Here is a 17,406-nt window from a genome sequence, read left to right on the forward strand (position 1 = left end):
GCTTAGTCTTCCTCAAAATTGCGTTGATGTAATTGATAATACATACCATGCTTAGCCAACAGCTCAGCGTGAGTACCTTGCTCAATAATCTGGCCTTTATCCATCACCACGATCAGATCCGCATTTTCAACAGTCGATAAACGGTGTGCAATCACGATGGTAGTACGACCTTGCATCGCTTCATCAAAAGCTTGTTGGATAAAGTATTCAGATTCATTATCCAGTGCACTGGTTGCTTCATCTAAAATCAAGATTGGAGAATCTTTAAGAATTGCACGGGCAATCGCAATACGTTGACGCTGACCACCTGAAAGGTTTAAGCCCTGCGCCCCCAGAATCGTGTCATAGCCTTGTGGCAGATTCATGATGAAGTCATGTGCATAAGCTGCTTTCGCTGCTGCAATCACCTGCTCATCACTTGAATCTTGTAATTGACCATAAGCAATATTGTCACGTACTGAACGGTTAAATAGTACAACTTGCTGATTCACTGTGGCAATTTGAGAACGTAAATAAGCCAGCTCAATTTCTTTGACAGCAATGCCATCATAATAAATCTGACCTTCACTTAACTCTTGAAAGCGTGGCAGCATGTTAACCAATGAGGTCTTACCCGCACCAGAACGCCCAACCAAAGCAACAGTTTGTCCTGCTTTGATGGTTAAAGAGAAATCTTTAATGGCATGTGTACCATCTTCATAACGTAAGTTCGCATGATCAAATTGAATATTGCCTTTTAACACAGGTTTCAACTGACCATCGTTAACTTCTTCAGGTAAATCTAACAACTCAAATACTGAGTGTGCTGCAGCCAAACCGCGTTGCAGTTTTTCATTGATATCAGTCAAATTCTTTACAGGTTTAGAAATTAAACCAGCAGCAGTAATGAATGAAATGAACTCACCCGCAGAGGTATCGCCAAACACTTGCGGACGTAGCGCTAACCAAAGGATGATTGCCATTGCCATCGATAGCAAGAGCTGAATGATTGGGCTGTTAATATTTTGCACCACAACCATTTTCAAACCACGACGTAAGTTTTCTTCAGAAGACTTATAAAAGCGCTTCTGCTCAAACTCTTCGCCAGTAAAACTTTTCACAACCGAATTTGCGGTAATGGTTTCTTGTACCACATGGTTTACATCACCCATTGTATTTTGTACTTGAATCGAGAGCTTACGCATCTTTTTCGATGCGATTCTGACCAGAATACCAATAAACGGCATGAAAACGACGATACATAGAGTTAAACGCCAGTTGGTATAGAGTAGATAACTCAACAAACCAATAACAATCAAACCATCTTTAATCAAAGTCTGCAAAGACTCAGAGGATGCCGCCGTAAGCTGCTCAACGTTATACATCAGCTTTGCGCTGATATGACCCGCACTGTTATCAAGATAATACTGAGCTGGCAGTCTTAAAAGTTTTGCATACACTTCCTGACGAATGCTGAATACCAGACTCCGCGAAATCACCGCTGAGAAATATCCACCGAGGAATAAACCTACGCCGCGGAAGAACATTAACAAGACGATGAGTGCAGGAAACCAGTCCAGATTCTCACGACTACCATTTTGAATTGCATCGATAATGTATTTAAGCAACTTTGCCACAGAAACTTCTGTAGCAGCGTTGATACCAAAACCAAGCAAGACAAATAAGGCAACGCCCCAATAAGATTTTAAATACGATATTAAGCGGACATAAACCTTAAAATCTTGATTCACTCAGTAAAACCTCTAGTTGGAACTTTAGTGCTGATATTGACGTTCATAAAGCCAAGCTGGCCTGCCACATCCATCACCCGAATCACATCTTGATGGGTAGCTTTCGCATCAGCAGCAATAATAAACATCAAATCGCGACGATCTTGAGCAACCTGCTTGATCGCAGTACTTAAATCGGCAATATCTTTACTGGATAAAGCCTGACCATTCACAGCATAATGCCCTGTGGAGTCTACCATGATTTCAATTTTGTGATCGAACTGTTTAGGCGGAACCCCTTGTGCATCGGGCAGTGTCAGATTTATACGACTTTGTTGACTAAAAGTCGTGGATAATAATAAAAACACCAAAATAAATAACATACAGTCAATCATTGGTGTCAAATTAATATGAATATCTTCAACTTGAGAACGTTTAAATTTCATGATGCCACCTCGGCTCAGCTTGCACGACGGTGTTCTTGTAAAGGAGACGCTTTTTTATAGAAAAGCGCAGCATGAAATAAAGTCGATTGCTGTTCCAACTCTGCAATATATTCATGCACGACACGTTGAAAATAACGATAGGCAATCATTGCAGGAATCGCAATCAACATCCCCACGGCTGTGGTAATCAAGGCTTTTGAAATCCCAGGCATCATCATGCTGGCATTGCCCGCAGAACCGACATCAATCACCAAAAATGATTCAATAATCCCCAGTACGGTACCGAGTAAACCCAGTAAAGGTGCAATTGCACTCAATGTACCAAGGAAATTAATATTCTTTTCTAAGGCGCTAATCTCTTGCGAAGCAGTGGCTTCCATTTGCGCACGGGCAAATTGTTCACCCTGATCCTGATGATCATAACCTGCTTTTAAAATACGTCCGAGTGGACTTTTCAATGCTTCATCCTGCTCGAGCTGTGCAATCACAGTATCAGCATCTGTCGCATTGAGCAGTAAAGCCTGAGGTAAAACTTGTGATCGCTTTAAACGAATATATCGTTCAATCGTAATCGCAACCGTAAAAATTGATGACAGAATAAGGGGCAGCATTAACCAGCCACCCGCTTTCACAAGTTCCCACATATTATTCCCCAATAATATTTAAAATATAAAAGGACGTATCCTAAATATTAGTTAGGTAAACAAATATTGAGGATTCCATCCAACTCATCCAATGAGTGGTAGTGAATGACCATTTTCCCTTTACCTTTCTGGTTATGGTCAATTTTTACATTTGCTCCGAAACGTTCTGAGAGTTTCTGAGTCAATTGTTCAATGTCAGGAGAAATCTGAGCCTTTTCCTTTTCAGGTTTTGGTTCACTCCACTCACGTACTAACTGTTCAGTTTGACGTACAGATAAACCTTTTTCAATCACGATCTGCGCGACTGAAATCTGGTCTTTGGTTTTTAGCGCAAGAATGGCACGTGCATGTCCCATATCAATTTGGCCTTGTTGCATCAAGTCTTTAATCGGATCAGCAAGACTCAAAAGGCGCAATAAATTACTCACGGTGGTACGTGCCTTGCCAACGGTATCAGCAATTTCCTGATGACTTAAACCGAACTCATCATGGAAACGCTGTAAAGCCATTGCCTGATCAATTGGATTTAAATCCTGACGCTGAATGTTTTCAATTAACGCTAAAGCAATGGCAACCTGATCATTTAAATCACGCACAATCGCAGGAATTTCAGTCAAACCCGCCAACTGCGCTGCGCGCCAACGACGCTCACCGGCAATAATTTCGTATGGTTGCTGCTCATCGTCGACAGGACGAATGACAATCGGTTGCATCACACCATGTTTTTCAATCGATGCTGCAAGCTCTTGTAAGTCTTGTTCATGAATAAAGCGACGTGGCTGATATTCACCACGTTTTAATAAATTGACATCAATTTGCTTGAGTTGACCATGATCCAAGGCCTGTGCTTCAAGTTGCAATTTCTCTTTTTGAATTGAACCTAATAGCGCATCTAAACCACGACCTTTAGCCAATCCGCGTTTTTTGATGCTCATACAGCACTTCCTTTTTTCACTTTACTTTTCTTCAATATTTCTGCAGCGAGATTCAAATATGAAATAGCGCCTTTAGAACTTTTCTCAAAATAGATCACAGGTAAACCATGTGCTGGCGCTTCCGCCAAACGGATATTACGAGGAATCACTGTCTCGTATAACTTTTTACCAAAATATTGCTCTAACTCGGCAGAAACATCACGTGTCAATGCATTACGAGCGTCATACATGGTACGTAATACCCCTACAATTTCCAAGTTTGGATTAAGGGCTTTTTGTATACGGTCAATGGTTTGCGTAAGATCAGCCAAACCTTCCAGTGCATAGTATTCACATTGCATTGGAATAATCACGCCGTTTACGGCAGCTAAGGCATTTACGGTAATCAAGCTGAGGCTTGGTGCACAATCGACAATAATATAGTCAAAGGCAGACTCTACTTCCTGCAAGGCATTTTTAAGAATGAACTCACGCCCTTCCTGTTCTGCAATTGCAAGCTCTACCCCAGCCAATTCACGGTTCGCACCTAAAACCTTATAACCGACTTCTGCTTTCTGAATCGCAGTTTCAATCGGCACTTCACCCAGCAATACATCTGTCACCGAGTACAGTAAATCATTCTTTTGAATGCCAGACCCCATGGTGGCATTCCCTTGTGAGTCCATATCAACCAACAAGACACGTTTCTTCAAGATCGCCAAAGAGGCAGCAAGATTGACTGCTGTCGTGGTTTTCCCTACACCACCTTTTTGGTTTGCAATCGCAATAATTTGAGCCATGATTACCCTTAATATTTTTATTGAATACGTTGAAGTAAAAGTAAATGACGTTGTTCATCTAATCTCGGGACACGAAGTTCAATGATCTTACATGAATACTCATTTTTCATTTGCTCAATTTCATCAGCTGGAATCAAGCCTTTCATTGCAGCAATAATACTCTGCTCATGCATATATGGTTGTGCAGCATCGACAAAGTCGGTTAAAGACGCAAATGCGCGACTTGTAATGACATCGAACTGACCTAGTTCACCAATACTATCTTCATTTTCAACACGTGTTTGAACTGCAATTACATTTTGCAGTTTCAAGTCAGCAATAAACTGCTTCAGGAAACGAATTTTTTTTCCGTTCGAATCCAAAAGGACACAAGAACGTTCTGGTTGGCATAATGCAATGATCATGCCTGGCATTCCACCACCCGTTCCTACATCTAATAAACGACCTTGCGGCAAATCATTCAAGATACTTAAGCTATCTAATAAATGTTTAACCAGCATTTCTTTCGGCTCACGAATAGCCGTTAAATTATATGCCTTATTCCACAGCACCAGAGCATCTTGATATTTCAATAAGAGTGTTAGGGTGTCCTCACTCAGGTTCAGACCCAGAGCTTGACTACCTTGCTTTAATTCTTGAAAAAAAGGATGCATAACAGTGCAACATCTCGATAAATTTGCTGTGCAGTATACCGATTTCTGATACAAGGCACAGTAGGACTTGTTGAACGATTATGCAGTTAATCATTTACAAGCATGATAAACTGCACAATCCATTAAGTTTTTGTCTTTTCTTAGGCAAATCAAAGATAGACAAAGCATTTTTTTTAGGGTCTGTTGACATTTCAGCCATGCATTGCGTTATCGGCTAAAATGACATAAACAAGGCATGAAACGCAGGCAATGGCACACCCTTGTCAAGTTTCATAACGCGGTTTATGGAGATTTTAGCCATAACCCTACGGGACAGGGATATTTTTTTGCCGCTACTACGTTATCTTACACAGCTTTAGTCGCTACTCATTACTTAGAATAACTAAGTTGCGCAAAACATGCCTTGTATCATCTAAAAAATCACCCTGTCGCAAGCATCTGTGAAGTGTAAACAGCCCCTATACAAACGCGCCTTGCTTGATTTGTTGATCAAGCTGTTCTAGACGCTCAGGCGTTCCTACATCGACCCAGATCGCCTGCATCTTTTCAGCTGAAACTAGCTGCTGTTGCATCGCCTGTTTCAACAAAGGCGCCAAAGGTCGTTTGCCATTTTCTAGCCCAGTAAACATGTGTGGCGCTAGAACAGCAACACCGCTATAGGTTAAGGCTTCTCCCAACTGTTCCTGCTCAAAAGTATAAGCTAAATCATTTGCCAGGATGAAGTCTCCTTTTAAATGTTGAGGCGGGTTTTCGACCAAAACCAAATGCGCCTGCTTGTCTTCTAACTGAACATTTAACAGCGTTGAAAAGTCCATCGTGGTCCAGACATCCCCATTCACCAAAATGAACGGTTCCTCACCCAGCAATGGCAAAGCGTTGATGATGCCGCCTGCTGTTTCCAGACCTTCGCCTTCATGTGACCACAAAATAGTGACACCAAATTGCGAACCATCACCTAAAGCAGCAACAAGCTTATCGCCTAACCAAGCCGTATTGATCACAATCTCTGTGACACCGACCTTCTGCAACTTTTCAATATGCCAGACAATCAGCGGTTTCCCGCCGACTTCTAGCAAAGGCTTCGGCGTATGCAAAGTCAATGGACGCATGCGATTGCCTAAACCAGCAGCAAGAATCATCGCTTTCATTATGCTGCAACCTCGTAATCACCATATTGGGCAATGAACTTAGGCATGACAACGTCACGGATAAATTGCATAAAGTCATTCAACTCATCATAACCTTGGCTTTCTTCAAGTAAATACCACATCACTCGCGGTAAGTCTTTTAAGTAACCTGATTTGCCATCACGTTCGAATAAACGGACAAAAATACCTAAAATCTTGATGTGACGTTGAATCGCCATCAGGTCTGCATCACGCTTGAACTGCTCAAAACTACGATTTTCTTTGGCAGAAGCTGGCAATAAGTTGTAGAACATTTCAAACCATTGATAAACACGCTCAGCATTCCACTGCACGTAGGCATCACGCGTAATCGAAATCAGATCATAAGTATCTGCGCCAATCACAGCATCCTGAAAATCAATCACCCCTAACTCTTGTTCATTTTCAATTTTCATTAAATTACGACTATGAAAATCACGATGTACAATTACTTGCGGCTGCTGAGATGCTTCGATCGCCAGAAAATCAAAAGCTTGCTCAATGGTTTCCAACTGCTGCTCTGTCGGCTGAATCTTTAATGAAGGCAACATCCATTCTGTTAGCAAACGCATTTCCGTCATGAGCTTTTCATAAGAATACGCTGGCAAATGAGCCTGCCCATCAATCTGTTGTAGCTCGATCAACTGTTTAAAGCTTTGAGCATAGTATTCATCAACTGTTTGATCATTCAGTAATGTTGATAGCACCACATCACCAAAATCTTCCAGAAGCAATAAACCCAATGTCAGGTCTTTGGCAACAATATGCGGAACACGCACACCATTTTTGTCAAAGAACTCATCGATATTTACAAATGGCGCACAATCTTCTTTTTCAGGCGGCGCATCCATGAGCATATATGTTTTGTTTTGTAACTTAATTCGCGCATAACGACGAAAGCTTGCATCTCCTGCTAAAAAGTTGATCTCGAATTGATCAGATTGGAGAGTGGCTTGAAGCCAAGTTTGTATCAATTGTTCACGTTGTGTATTCATTTGCAATAAAATCTAAAACTAGCTGAGATTTTGAAAGCTTAAGTGTAGCCACTTATCAACTTTTTCTCTATGATGCGACAATAATTAATTGTGAATTAGCGTACTGGTTAATGAGACAATGAAACATCAGTTTAAATTTAATCCTTTAGCAACAGCTATTTTGACACTCTTGTGTGGCGGCTCGATTCAATCCAGTTTCGCGGCACAAGCTGATGCTGTCTCTACGCTTGACAACAAACAGCTCAAAGCAGCCATTCGAAATCAAGGACAGCAAGACCAAGAAAGTTATCCTGGGGAACATTTTTTCCAGCAATATTATGTAGACAAATCTGCACCAGAAGCCCAATTGCGTGATAACCGCTATTTAAGCTCTTCTTTTTGCCAAGGGACTTGGGTAACACCAATTAACCCTGAAACCAAAGCGGGAGATGCGAGTACCACCACTTCAGTGATTACCGCTGACTATGGACACTACAATCCAGCGGGCGATTCAGTTCTGCAAGGCAATGTTGTCATTGATCAGGAAGGCCGTACTATTCGTGCCGATCAGGTCACTATTGACTCAACACAAACGCATGCCAATGCCGAAGGTCGAGTACAACTTGCTCAGTCGGGTCTCCTCACCCAAAGTGATGCAATTGACTATAATTTAAAGACCCAGACTGGGGATTTAAACAATAGTTTCTATATCTCAGAACAACAACATGCACATGGTCATGCCACTCAGATCAAACGTGCCAACGAAAATCTGGTGATCTTTAAAGATGCAAGTTATACCGCATGTCCACCAGAACAAAAACCAGCATGGAAAATTCAGGCCAAAGAAATTGAGTTAAATCAGGATACAGGTCGTGGTGTCACACGCGGTACAAAATTCTATGTTAAAGATGTGCCGGTACTTGCAGTTCCATATTTCAATTTCCCAATTGATGACCGCCGTACCACAGGTCTACTGAGTCCAAACTTTGGCTACAGTAATGACGGTGGAGCTCAACTTGCTGCACCAGTTTATCTAAACCTTGCACCGAATTACGATCTTACGCTCACACCGAGCTTTATGAGTAAACGTGGAGCGAAATTAGATGCTGAATTCCGTTATATGACCGAAAATTTTGGTTCTGGTCGTATTTGGGGCGGTTATATTGGACAAGATAATCAATATGATGACCAAGATCGTGAAGACCTACACTTTCTTCACAATTGGAGCATCAATGATCAGTGGTCGACTAACCTAGAATATAACTACGCATCAGATAAAGATTATTTTGCAGACTTTAATAACAACCCCAACACACGTACAGATCTAAATTTACGTCGTGCTTGGGAACTGAATTATGGTAATGGCATCCCCGGTCTTAGAGCTCAGTTAAAAGTCGAAGATTTCCAGACTTTGGATAAAACGATTGAAGACAAAGACAAACCATATGCACGATTGCCGCAATTCTTATTAAATTATGTCACTGGTGACCCACAAGGCCTACAGTATGAGTTTAATAATGATACCGCATATTTCAAGAAATCAATTGACGATGGTTCTGCACCCGAATCAAGTGGTACCCGTATCTACAACCAGTTTGCAGTTCGATATAATTATCTAACGCCATCATGGTTCTATGTCGTTCCAGAAGTTTCTGTTCGTAGTATCAATACGTTCTATGATAAAGATGCACAAGCAAGTCAGGGAGCTGATAATCAAGAGAAATCTGTGGTTGTACCTCAATTCACACTTGCAACTGGTGTAACTTTTGAAAAAGATGGTAAATACCTCCAAAGTATTTCCCCTCGTGCTTTTTATGCATATTCACCTTATAGAAATCAGGATGATCATCCAAACTTTGACTCGACTTCAGCGTCAATTAATTACGACCAACTGTTTAACCCCTACCGTTTCTATGGGCATGACCGTTTAGATGACAATAATTTCCTATCACTTGGGGTGACATATAGCCTTTTAGATACTGAAGGTTTAGAACGCATCAAGGCGAGTGTCGGGCAAAGTTACTATTTCAGTGATCGTCGTGTAAGCCTAAATGAAAAACCAGATGAATTTGATACACAACGTCGCACAGGCCCGATTGTAAGTTTATCTAGTCAGCTGAATCAAAATTTCACCATTAGCTCTAACTCAGCATGGATGGAAAATGGTGATAATGCGCAACGTGATTTCCAAGCCTACTATACAGGCGATAAAGGCAATCTCTATAACTTAGGTTATTTCTATAGAAAGAAAATTGAAGACCGTCAAAATTCTTACGATCAAGTGGTTGCATCCTTTATACAACCTGTAAAAGACAATTGGCGTATTATGGGTCATGCTCAATACGACATCGACAACAATGTCATGCGCGAATACTTACTTGGCGTAAATTATGAATCTTGTTGTTGGGCTGTGTCAGTCTATGGCCGCTCTTACTATAACGATCTGGATGATCCAAATACCCCAGACGTGCGTAAAAAGAATGCGGTTATGGCTGAATTCACGCTAAAAGGTCTTGGTGCTTTAAACAATAAGCTCGCTTCACTTCTGGAGAATAGAGTTTTAGGTTTCAACAAAATTAATCAATCTTGGACACAACGTTAATGAAGATAAAACCTTTTCAACATATCTTTAGAGCCACTGTTCTCGCTGCCCTAATTTCTTCATCAATGCAAAGCTTTGCTCAACCAACGGATGAGGTTGTTGCAATTGTGGATAGTAGTGTCATTCTTAAAAGTGATTTAGAACAAGGTGTTGCTGAAACAGAACACCAATTAAAAGCACAAAACAAAACTGTTCCACCGCAACAATACTTGCAAATGCAGGTTTTAGATCAACTGATTGTACGCCAAGCGCAACTTGAACAGGTTAAGCGTTACGGTATTAAAGCCGATGAGAAAAGCTTGAATGCTGCTGTACTGAAAGTTGCAAATCAGTCTGGTGCAAACTCACTAGAAGCTTTTCAGCAAAAACTAGATGCTATTGCACCAGGTACTTACGAAAACTTGCGTAACCGTGTTGCAGAAGATCTTGCAATTGGCCGTTTACGTCAACAACAAGTGATGTCACGCATTAAAATCAGTGACCATGATGTTGAAAACTTCCTGAAATCACCAGAAGGTCAAGCTGCACTGGGTACACAAGTTCATGTCATCCATATGCGTATCTCGGGTGATAACACCAGTGATGTACAGCAAGTCGCTCAGCAGGTTAAACAATCACTCACTACCAGTGATGACCCTAAAGCGATTAGCACCAAGTTTTCAACTGGTGCTGTAAAAGTAGATGGTCTTGATATGGGCTTCCGTTCATTATCTGAGATTCCAACTGAATTGGCAGCACGTATCACCCCACTTCAAGTGGGACAAACAACCGAGCTGATCAATGTACGTGATGGAACACACGTATTAAAGTTATTAGAACGTAAGCAAAATGAACAAAAAGCACTGATTCCACAATACAAGACTCGCCATATTCTGATTCAACCTTCAGAAGTCGTAAGCTTAGATCGCGCCAAGCAAATGATTGATAGCCTCTACAATCGTGCTAAAGCGGGTGATGATTTCGCAACCTTGGCAGCTACTTATTCAAATGATACTGGCTCTGCACGTGATGGCGGTAGCTTAGGCTGGGTTAGCCCAGGTGTGATGGTGCCTGAGTTTGAAAAAGTAATGAAAGAGACACCTGTTGGTCAAGTTAGCCAACCCTTCCAAAGTCAATTTGGCTGGCACATTCTGCAAGTCACCGATACTCGCCAACAAGATATGACTAAAGAAGTGCAAGAACGTATGGCACGTCAAATCTTGGGCGAACGTCAGTTTGACACTGAAGTAGACAGCTGGATGCGTGAACTTCGCGCCAATGCTTATGTTGAAATCAAAGATGCCAACCTAGACTCTAAAGCTCAGCAAAAAAAGTAAGTTGAGCTTAAGTGAAGTGAAAATGTCAGCCATGTGCTGACATTTTTATTGCCCAGAAAAATACAAATAAAAAAATAGCGACAATTGCCGCTATTTTTCTGCATTACAAATCAATTATTTGTAACGATCAACCATTTTCTCTAAAGAAATTGGACGAATTTTGTCTGCATGACCTGCTGTACCGAATGCTTCGTAACGAGCAACACAGATTTCTTTCATTGCTTCAACAGTTTCACCAAAGAATTTACGTGGATCAAATTCACTTGGTTTTTCCGCCATCATACGACGCATTGCACCCGTAGAAGCCAAACGTAAATCGGTATCAATATTAATCTTACGCACACCATGTTTAATCGCTTCTACAAGCTGATCTACAGGCACACCATAAGTTTCTTTAATATCACCACCATACTGGTTAATTACAGCTAACCATTCTTGCGGCACAGAGCTTGAACCATGCATTACAAGATGCGTGTTTGGCAATGCAGCATGAATTTCTTTGATACGGTCAATTGCAAGAATATCGCCTGTAGGTGGACGAGTAAACTTATACGCACCGTGTGAAGTACCAACAGCAATTGCCAAAGCATCCACATTGGTATCAGCAACAAACTGAGTCGCTTCTTCAACAGAAGTCAATAATTGAGAGTGATCAAGTACGCCTTCAGCGCCAACACCATCTTCTTCACCAGCCATACCAGTTTCAAGGCTACCTAAGCAACCAATCTCACCTTCAACTGAAACACCACAAGCATGCGCCATTGCAACTACGCGACGGGTGACATCAACGTTATAATCATAAGTTGTTGGTGTCTTACCATCTGCACCCAATGAACCATCCATCATGACTGAGCTAAAGCCCAACTGGATCGAACGTTGGCAAACATCTGGACTTGTACCATGATCTTGGTGCATTACCACTGGAATATGTGGCCACTCTTCAATCGCAGCTAAAATAAGATGACGTAAGAAAGGTGCACCTGCATATTTACGCGCACCAGCTGAAGCTTGCACGATCACAGGTGAATTTGTTGCATCCGCAGCGAGCATGATTGCACGCATTTGTTCTAAGTTGTTTACGTTAAACGCTGGTACGCCGTAGTTATATTCTGCAGCGTGATCCAAGAGCTGGCGCATTGAGATTAGAGCCATAATATCCTCCCAGGTAATGCGCCATATTCTACATGTTGATTTATTTCAATTCAGCAACTAATCACAGGAATTATAAAAAAATCTTTAATCTTTTGTGTAATTTGAGTAGCAAATCTTACTAAATAATAAAAAAGACCAAATCACAAAATAATTTGGTCTTTTTTTGAAAAACTTTCTCTGTCAGAAATCGCTTAAATCAAAGTAGTTTCAGACTTAGCAATAACCATCCAGACGCGTTAAAGGCAATTTCTTACCAATCGCTTTTTCAATTTCAGGCAAATAGAAAGCATCATCTTCCGATAAGAAGCTAATACTTACACCTTGCGCACCTGCACGACCAGTACGACCAATACGATGTACATAGTCATCAGACTGTTCAGGTAAGGTAAAGTTAATGACATGCGAAACGCCATCCACATGAATACCACGACCAGCAACATCAGTCGCGATCATAATATTGTTCTTACCTTGCTTGAATTGATCTAACATCTTCAAACGCTTATCTTGTGCAATTTCACCCGACAACATACCCACACGATAACCGTCACGTTTTAAATGATCATACAAACGACGCACCTGATCACGACGATTTGCAAAGATCATCACCTTATCAATCGGTTCTTCGCGCAAAATCTCTTGCAATAGTTTGTATTTATCTTCTTTCGCAACCACATACACACGCTGTTCAACGTCGTTATTGGTTTTTTGCTCAGGTTCAATTTCTACCGTAACCGGCTCAAATAACCATTGACGCGCAAGATTAAGAACATCGTAGCTAAATGTTGCAGAGAACATTAAAGTTTGACGTTGCTCTTTAAATGGTGAAAAACGAACAATTCGCTTTACTGACGGGATAAAGCCCATATCGAGCAAGCGATCTGCTTCATCAATGACCAAGAATTCAATTTTGTCTAACCAGACTTCTTTTTGCTCGACAAAATCAATTAGACGACCGGGAGTAGCCACAATAATATCGACAAAATTACGGTCTAACATTTTCTTTTGTTTTTCAAAATCTACGCCGCCCAACAAAGTGACCAGATGTAAATTTGAAAATTTGGTTAATGCTTGTGCATCACTTTCGATCTGTAACGCTAACTCACGAGTTGGCGCTAAAATTAACGCACGTGGCTCACCACGAAAACGCTGTTCTTGAACTGGATTATTTAACAGATCATTGATCACGCTAATCAAAAAAGCAGCGGTTTTACCCGTACCCGTTTGCGCTCGACCAATGGCATCATGCCCTGCTAATGTATATTTTAAAACCTTTTGCTGAATTGGGGTCATTTTTGTAAAACCCAAAGCATCAATCGCTTTCTTCAACTGCGGATGTAAATTTAAGGTTTCAAAACCAGATGTCATATATGCTCTCGAACCATCAATGACCAAAAGAAAGTGGCTATTATAAACAAAAACGCCCCAAATTACATTGGAGCGTTTTTATATTGCGTTAAAGCAACAAATTAGTCTAAAGGCTGAACGTTTTCAGCCTGGAAACCTTTTTGTCCTTGAACAACACTGAATTCTACGCGTTGGCCGTCACGTAAAGAACGGTGGCCATCACCCATAATTGCGCGGAAATGAACGAATACGTCATCACCACCATTACGCTGAATAAAACCAAAGCCTTTAGTGTCGTTAAACCACTTTACTACGCCTTGTTCACGAGCTGTCATAAGTCAATCCTCAGATATTGAAAGATAAGGACCTTCCGGTGTTGCAAACAGCAGAGCCAACAAGGTTTTAAAATATTTATAATTTTAAAGCTTGTAATCATTCTGTAAAACTATCAACAATTTCCGGTTACATCCATTTGTTATAGGGTTTATTACATTAATATTGTATTAAACTCTTCCTAAAACGCATCGAGCTTAGCACGGGTTTATGACAATTAATAGGATTATTTTTAGTTATTTCCACATGTTCTATCAGGTTTTTTCAATAATTTAGCTGTTTTTTTAATGAAATTTTTATCATAAAAATTACGCCAAAATTTGTTAACATACATTTGAATGGAACAATTTAAATGCTTATGACTGGTACACCAAATTCACCTGAAATTATTGATGCCTTGGGACAACCCTGCCCAATGCCCCTATTGATGTTAAAGCGCGCTTTAAAAAAAGCAGACCGTCCAATACAGTTTTTATTGAAATCATCAGATCCGCACAGTGAAATTGATGTAACACGATATTGCCAAATTCAGCAACTTCAGTGCCAGACACAAAAAATTTCAGACAATGAATTTCACTATTTAATTGAATCTATGTGATTCTTTGCTAAACTCTTGGTAAAGATAAAATAGTTAACTTTACATTTCTATACTCAAATTTCCTTAGTGATGAAGAACATTCGCATTAAGATGAAATTGTTGACTCAAATACCATCCTATAAGGAGACTCCATGACTACTGACAGCAGCAATCAATTGATGCCCCTGTCATTGTCTGCGCCAGGCGTAAACCTTGGTGCATATATCAGTACTGTCAATCAAATTCCAATTTTAACGGCCGAGCAGGAAAAAGAACTTGCTGAGCGTTATTATTATGACCAAGACCTTGATGCTGCCAAACTATTGGTAATGTCACATCTCCGCTTTGTCGTACATATAGCACGTAGCTATGCAGGTTACGGATTACCACAAGGTGATCTCATCCAAGAAGGTAACCTCGGGTTAATGAAAGCCGTTAAGCGCTTTGATCCGAATATGGGCGTTCGCTTAGTTTCTTTTGCTGTGCACTGGATCAAAGCTGAAATTCATGAATATGTGATTCGTAACTGGCGTATCGTCAAAATCGCGACCACCAAGGCTCAACGTAAACTATTCTTTAATTTACGTAGCCTCAAGAAATCAAGTAAACGATTGACGCTAGAAGAAGCAAAATCGATTGCTAATGATTTAAATGTAACACCTGAGCAGGTGTTAGAAATGGAAGGTCGTTTAACCGCTTATGATGCTGCTTTTGAAGCGCAAGGCGATGATGATGACGATACACCACACACTGCTCCAGCGCTGTATTTAGAAGATAATCGTTACGATCCAGCACGTCTAGTTGAAGAAGAAGACTACGAAGAGCAAAGTACTTCTGCTTTACACGAGGCAATGGATCAGCTTGATGACCGTTCGCGTAATATTTTGCAACGTCGCTGGTTAGATGATGACAAGTCAACTTTGCATGAGTTGGCAGCTGAATATAACGTTTCTGCTGAGCGTATCCGCCAGTTAGAAAAGAATGCAATGGAAAAAATCAAAACCGCTATGTCAGCGAGTTAAGATTAAATCAAACACAAGGGCTTTCATGCCCTTTTGTTTTATCTAGCTTTGTTTAAACATCCGAATATGTTAACTTTGTTCATCAAGTTTCTTGTTCCATTCTCATTATGTGGATAGCAATCTCAGCGCTTAATCTTGCGCTTGCAGTCATGGTCGGTGCTTTCGGTGCGCATGGTCTTAAATCTTTTGCTACACCAGAGCAGCTCGCTTGGTGGAGTACTGCAACCCAGTACTTTTTCTATCATGCGCTGGGCTTACTGATTTTAGGTGTCCTACATAAAACCACGCCAACTTTCTCAATAAAAATTCCTTATATTTTGATCCAAATTGGCATCATCTTTTTCTGTGGTTCGTTGTACATTATGGCGCTTGGTCTACCGAGAATCTTAGGTGCAATCACCCCAATTGGCGGTGCATTTATGATTGCAGGCTGGGTAATACTCGCATGGCAAGCGATTAAGCATGCGAAATAAGGATTTATCATGCACATCTATTTAAATGGCGAGTCAACAGACACGTCTTGTGAAAATCTACAGCAACTCATTCAAAGCTTGACGCTTGAAGGTAAACGCTTCGCTGTAGAGAAGAACCAACAGATTATTCCGAAAAGTAGACTTGAGCAGACCTTAATTGCTCCTGAAGATCGTATTGAAATTATTCAAGCTGTTGGTGGCGGCTAATTGGCTAAAAATGGAGTAAGCCCATGCAAGATTCCCCTTTAATTATTGGTTCACGTACATTTCAATCACGTTTATTGGTCGGAACTGGTAAATATAAAGATTTAAATGAAACCGATTTAGCCATTCAAGCAAGTGGTGCAGAAATTGTTACCGTTGCGATTCGTCGTGTAAATATCGGTCAGCATGCCGATCAACCGAATCTACTTTCAGTGATTCCACCTGAGAAATACACGATTCTGCCAAATACCGCAGGTTGCTTCGATGCGGATAGCGCGATTCGTACCTGTATGCTGGCACGTGAGCTACTTGATGGTCATAATCTGGTAAAATTAGAAGTACTCGGTGATGAAAAAACCTTATATCCAAATGTCACTGCAACCCTGAAAGCAGCGCAAACATTGATTGATGATGGTTTCGAAATCATGGTGTATACCTCAGACGACCCGATTGTTGCGCAAGAACTTGAAAGCATGGGCTGTGTTGCGATTATGCCTTTGGGTAGTTTGATTGGTTCAGGTCTTGGTATTTTGAATCCACATACCATTTCAATCATTAAAGAAAATGCTAAGGTTCCTGTCTTGGTAGATGCGGGTGTTGGTACAGCCAGTGACGCTGCCATTGCAATGGAACTCGGTTGTGATGGCGTTCTTATGAATACGGCGATTGCTGCCGCTCAAAACCCGATTCTGATGGCTTCTGCCATGAAGAAAGCCGTTGAAGCAGGTCGTGAAGCATTTTTAGCAGGTCGTATGCCACGTAAGCGTATGGCGAATGCCAGCTCGCCTGAGACTGGGTATTTCTTTAAATAATTTGTTTAACGAAGGGATAAATTCTACCCCTTCGTTACTTTTCTCTTATGAACAATACTATTATGATGAAGTTGTGTTCAGCTTAACTCTAGTGAAATTAACTCATTAGCTAGAATTTGTTACGCAAAAAGTCAAACTCTTTCTTATTTTATAATGCTGTTATCCAAGAGTATAAAATGAAGTTAAATATAAAAAAAATTCTAACTTTTGTAGTGTTAGCAATTTGCTTAGCATATTTTTCTAATTACATGATAAATAGGGATTA

18 protein-coding genes are annotated in these 17,406 nt (G+C 40.7%); 7 read left to right on the plus strand and 11 right to left on the minus strand.

The features are described 5' to 3' along the window. Positions 1-2: 2 nt before the first annotated feature. The 8 genes from msbA to A9Z07_RS02415 all read right to left on the minus strand — a co-directional run bounded on the left by msbA (position 3) and on the right by A9Z07_RS02415 (position 7,327). Positions 3-1,730 (minus strand): lipid A export permease/ATP-binding protein MsbA, encoded by a 1,728-nt coding sequence (gene msbA / locus A9Z07_RS02380; protein ID WP_062847443.1) that lies wholly within the window; start codon positions 1,728-1,730, stop codon positions 3-5. Continuing rightward, positions 1,727-2,155, minus strand: coding sequence for an ExbD/TolR family protein (locus tag A9Z07_RS02385; RefSeq protein ID WP_005257922.1), 429 nt, complete (start codon positions 2,153-2,155; stop codon positions 1,727-1,729). Before A9Z07_RS02385 ends, msbA begins: the two co-directional genes overlap by 4 nt. A 14-nt stretch (positions 2,156-2,169) precedes the next feature. After that, positions 2,170-2,799 carry a MotA/TolQ/ExbB proton channel family protein gene (locus A9Z07_RS02390; RefSeq protein WP_069576603.1) on the minus strand — a complete coding sequence of 210 codons (630 nt, stop codon included), beginning with the start codon at positions 2,797-2,799 and terminating at the stop codon, positions 2,170-2,172. Positions 2,800-2,846: 47 nt separating this feature from the next. After that, a complete protein-coding gene (locus tag A9Z07_RS02395) occupies positions 2,847-3,734 on the minus strand; it encodes a ParB/RepB/Spo0J family partition protein (protein WP_069576605.1) in 888 nt (295 codons plus the stop codon). Next, complete coding sequence (locus tag A9Z07_RS02400) at positions 3,731-4,513, minus strand: ParA family protein (protein ID WP_004772534.1); 783 nt, start codon at positions 4,511-4,513, stop codon at positions 3,731-3,733. The genes A9Z07_RS02395 and A9Z07_RS02400 overlap by 4 nt, the downstream gene beginning before the upstream one ends. A 17-nt stretch (positions 4,514-4,530) precedes the next feature. Continuing rightward, positions 4,531-5,166: a 16S rRNA (guanine(527)-N(7))-methyltransferase RsmG gene (gene rsmG / locus A9Z07_RS02405; RefSeq protein ID WP_069576607.1), complete on the minus strand. Its 636-nt coding sequence runs from the start codon at positions 5,164-5,166 to the stop codon at positions 4,531-4,533. 458 nt (positions 5,167-5,624) lie between these two features. Further along, positions 5,625-6,314, minus strand: coding sequence for an N-acetylmuramate alpha-1-phosphate uridylyltransferase MurU (gene murU / locus A9Z07_RS02410; protein WP_069576609.1), 690 nt, complete (start codon positions 6,312-6,314; stop codon positions 5,625-5,627). Then, entirely contained in the window at positions 6,314-7,327 is a 1,014-nt protein-coding gene (locus tag A9Z07_RS02415) for an aminoglycoside phosphotransferase family protein (protein ID WP_069576611.1), read from the minus strand. The genes murU and A9Z07_RS02415 overlap by 1 nt, the downstream gene beginning before the upstream one ends. 118 nt (positions 7,328-7,445) lie before the next feature. On the opposite strand from A9Z07_RS02415, the gene A9Z07_RS02420 reads away from it, so the two are divergent. Continuing rightward, on the plus strand, positions 7,446-9,908 hold the full coding sequence (locus A9Z07_RS02420) for an LPS-assembly protein LptD (RefSeq protein WP_069576613.1): 2,463 nt from the start codon (positions 7,446-7,448) through the stop codon (positions 9,906-9,908). Beyond that, positions 9,908-11,224, plus strand: coding sequence for a peptidylprolyl isomerase (locus tag A9Z07_RS02425; RefSeq protein ID WP_069576615.1), 1,317 nt, complete (start codon positions 9,908-9,910; stop codon positions 11,222-11,224). The genes A9Z07_RS02420 and A9Z07_RS02425 overlap by 1 nt, the downstream gene beginning before the upstream one ends. 114 nt (positions 11,225-11,338) lie before the next feature. On the opposite strand, the gene fba is transcribed toward A9Z07_RS02425, so the two are convergent. The 3 genes from fba to A9Z07_RS02440 form a co-directional block, all read right to left on the minus strand. Beyond that, complete coding sequence (gene fba, locus A9Z07_RS02430) at positions 11,339-12,376, minus strand: class II fructose-bisphosphate aldolase (protein WP_005230849.1); 1,038 nt, start codon at positions 12,374-12,376, stop codon at positions 11,339-11,341. 213 nt (positions 12,377-12,589) lie between these two features. Continuing rightward, positions 12,590-13,741, minus strand: coding sequence for an ATP-dependent RNA helicase RhlB (gene rhlB, locus A9Z07_RS02435; protein ID WP_005257937.1), 1,152 nt, complete (start codon positions 13,739-13,741; stop codon positions 12,590-12,592). A 101-nt stretch (positions 13,742-13,842) separates the two neighbouring features. Next, positions 13,843-14,055: a cold-shock protein gene (locus A9Z07_RS02440; protein ID WP_004653893.1), complete on the minus strand. Its 213-nt coding sequence runs from the start codon at positions 14,053-14,055 to the stop codon at positions 13,843-13,845. 356 nt (positions 14,056-14,411) lie between these two features. Between A9Z07_RS02440 and A9Z07_RS02445 the strand changes: the two genes are divergently transcribed. The 5 genes from A9Z07_RS02445 (at position 14,412) to A9Z07_RS02465 (ending at position 17,141) form a co-directional block, all read left to right on the plus strand. Next, positions 14,412-14,651 (plus strand): sulfurtransferase TusA family protein, encoded by a 240-nt coding sequence (locus tag A9Z07_RS02445; protein ID WP_047429137.1) that lies wholly within the window; start codon positions 14,412-14,414, stop codon positions 14,649-14,651. Between the two features lie 131 nt (positions 14,652-14,782). Then, positions 14,783-15,652 (plus strand): RNA polymerase sigma factor RpoH, encoded by an 870-nt coding sequence (gene rpoH, locus A9Z07_RS02450; RefSeq protein WP_004772546.1) that lies wholly within the window; start codon positions 14,783-14,785, stop codon positions 15,650-15,652. A gap of 107 nt (positions 15,653-15,759) precedes the next feature. After that, positions 15,760-16,125 carry a DUF423 domain-containing protein gene (locus A9Z07_RS02455; RefSeq protein ID WP_069576616.1) on the plus strand — a complete coding sequence of 122 codons (366 nt, stop codon included), beginning with the start codon at positions 15,760-15,762 and terminating at the stop codon, positions 16,123-16,125. 9 nt (positions 16,126-16,134) lie between these two features. Then, positions 16,135-16,332 carry a sulfur carrier protein ThiS gene (thiS, locus tag A9Z07_RS02460; protein WP_005286303.1) on the plus strand — a complete coding sequence of 66 codons (198 nt, stop codon included), beginning with the start codon at positions 16,135-16,137 and terminating at the stop codon, positions 16,330-16,332. Between the two features lie 23 nt (positions 16,333-16,355). After that, entirely contained in the window at positions 16,356-17,141 is a 786-nt protein-coding gene (locus tag A9Z07_RS02465) for a thiazole synthase (RefSeq protein WP_004639328.1), read from the plus strand. Positions 17,142-17,406 lie beyond the last annotated feature (265 nt).

Source organism: Acinetobacter sp. YK3 (assembly GCF_001729365.1).
Taxonomy (GTDB): domain Bacteria; phylum Pseudomonadota; class Gammaproteobacteria; order Pseudomonadales; family Moraxellaceae; genus Acinetobacter; species Acinetobacter vivianii.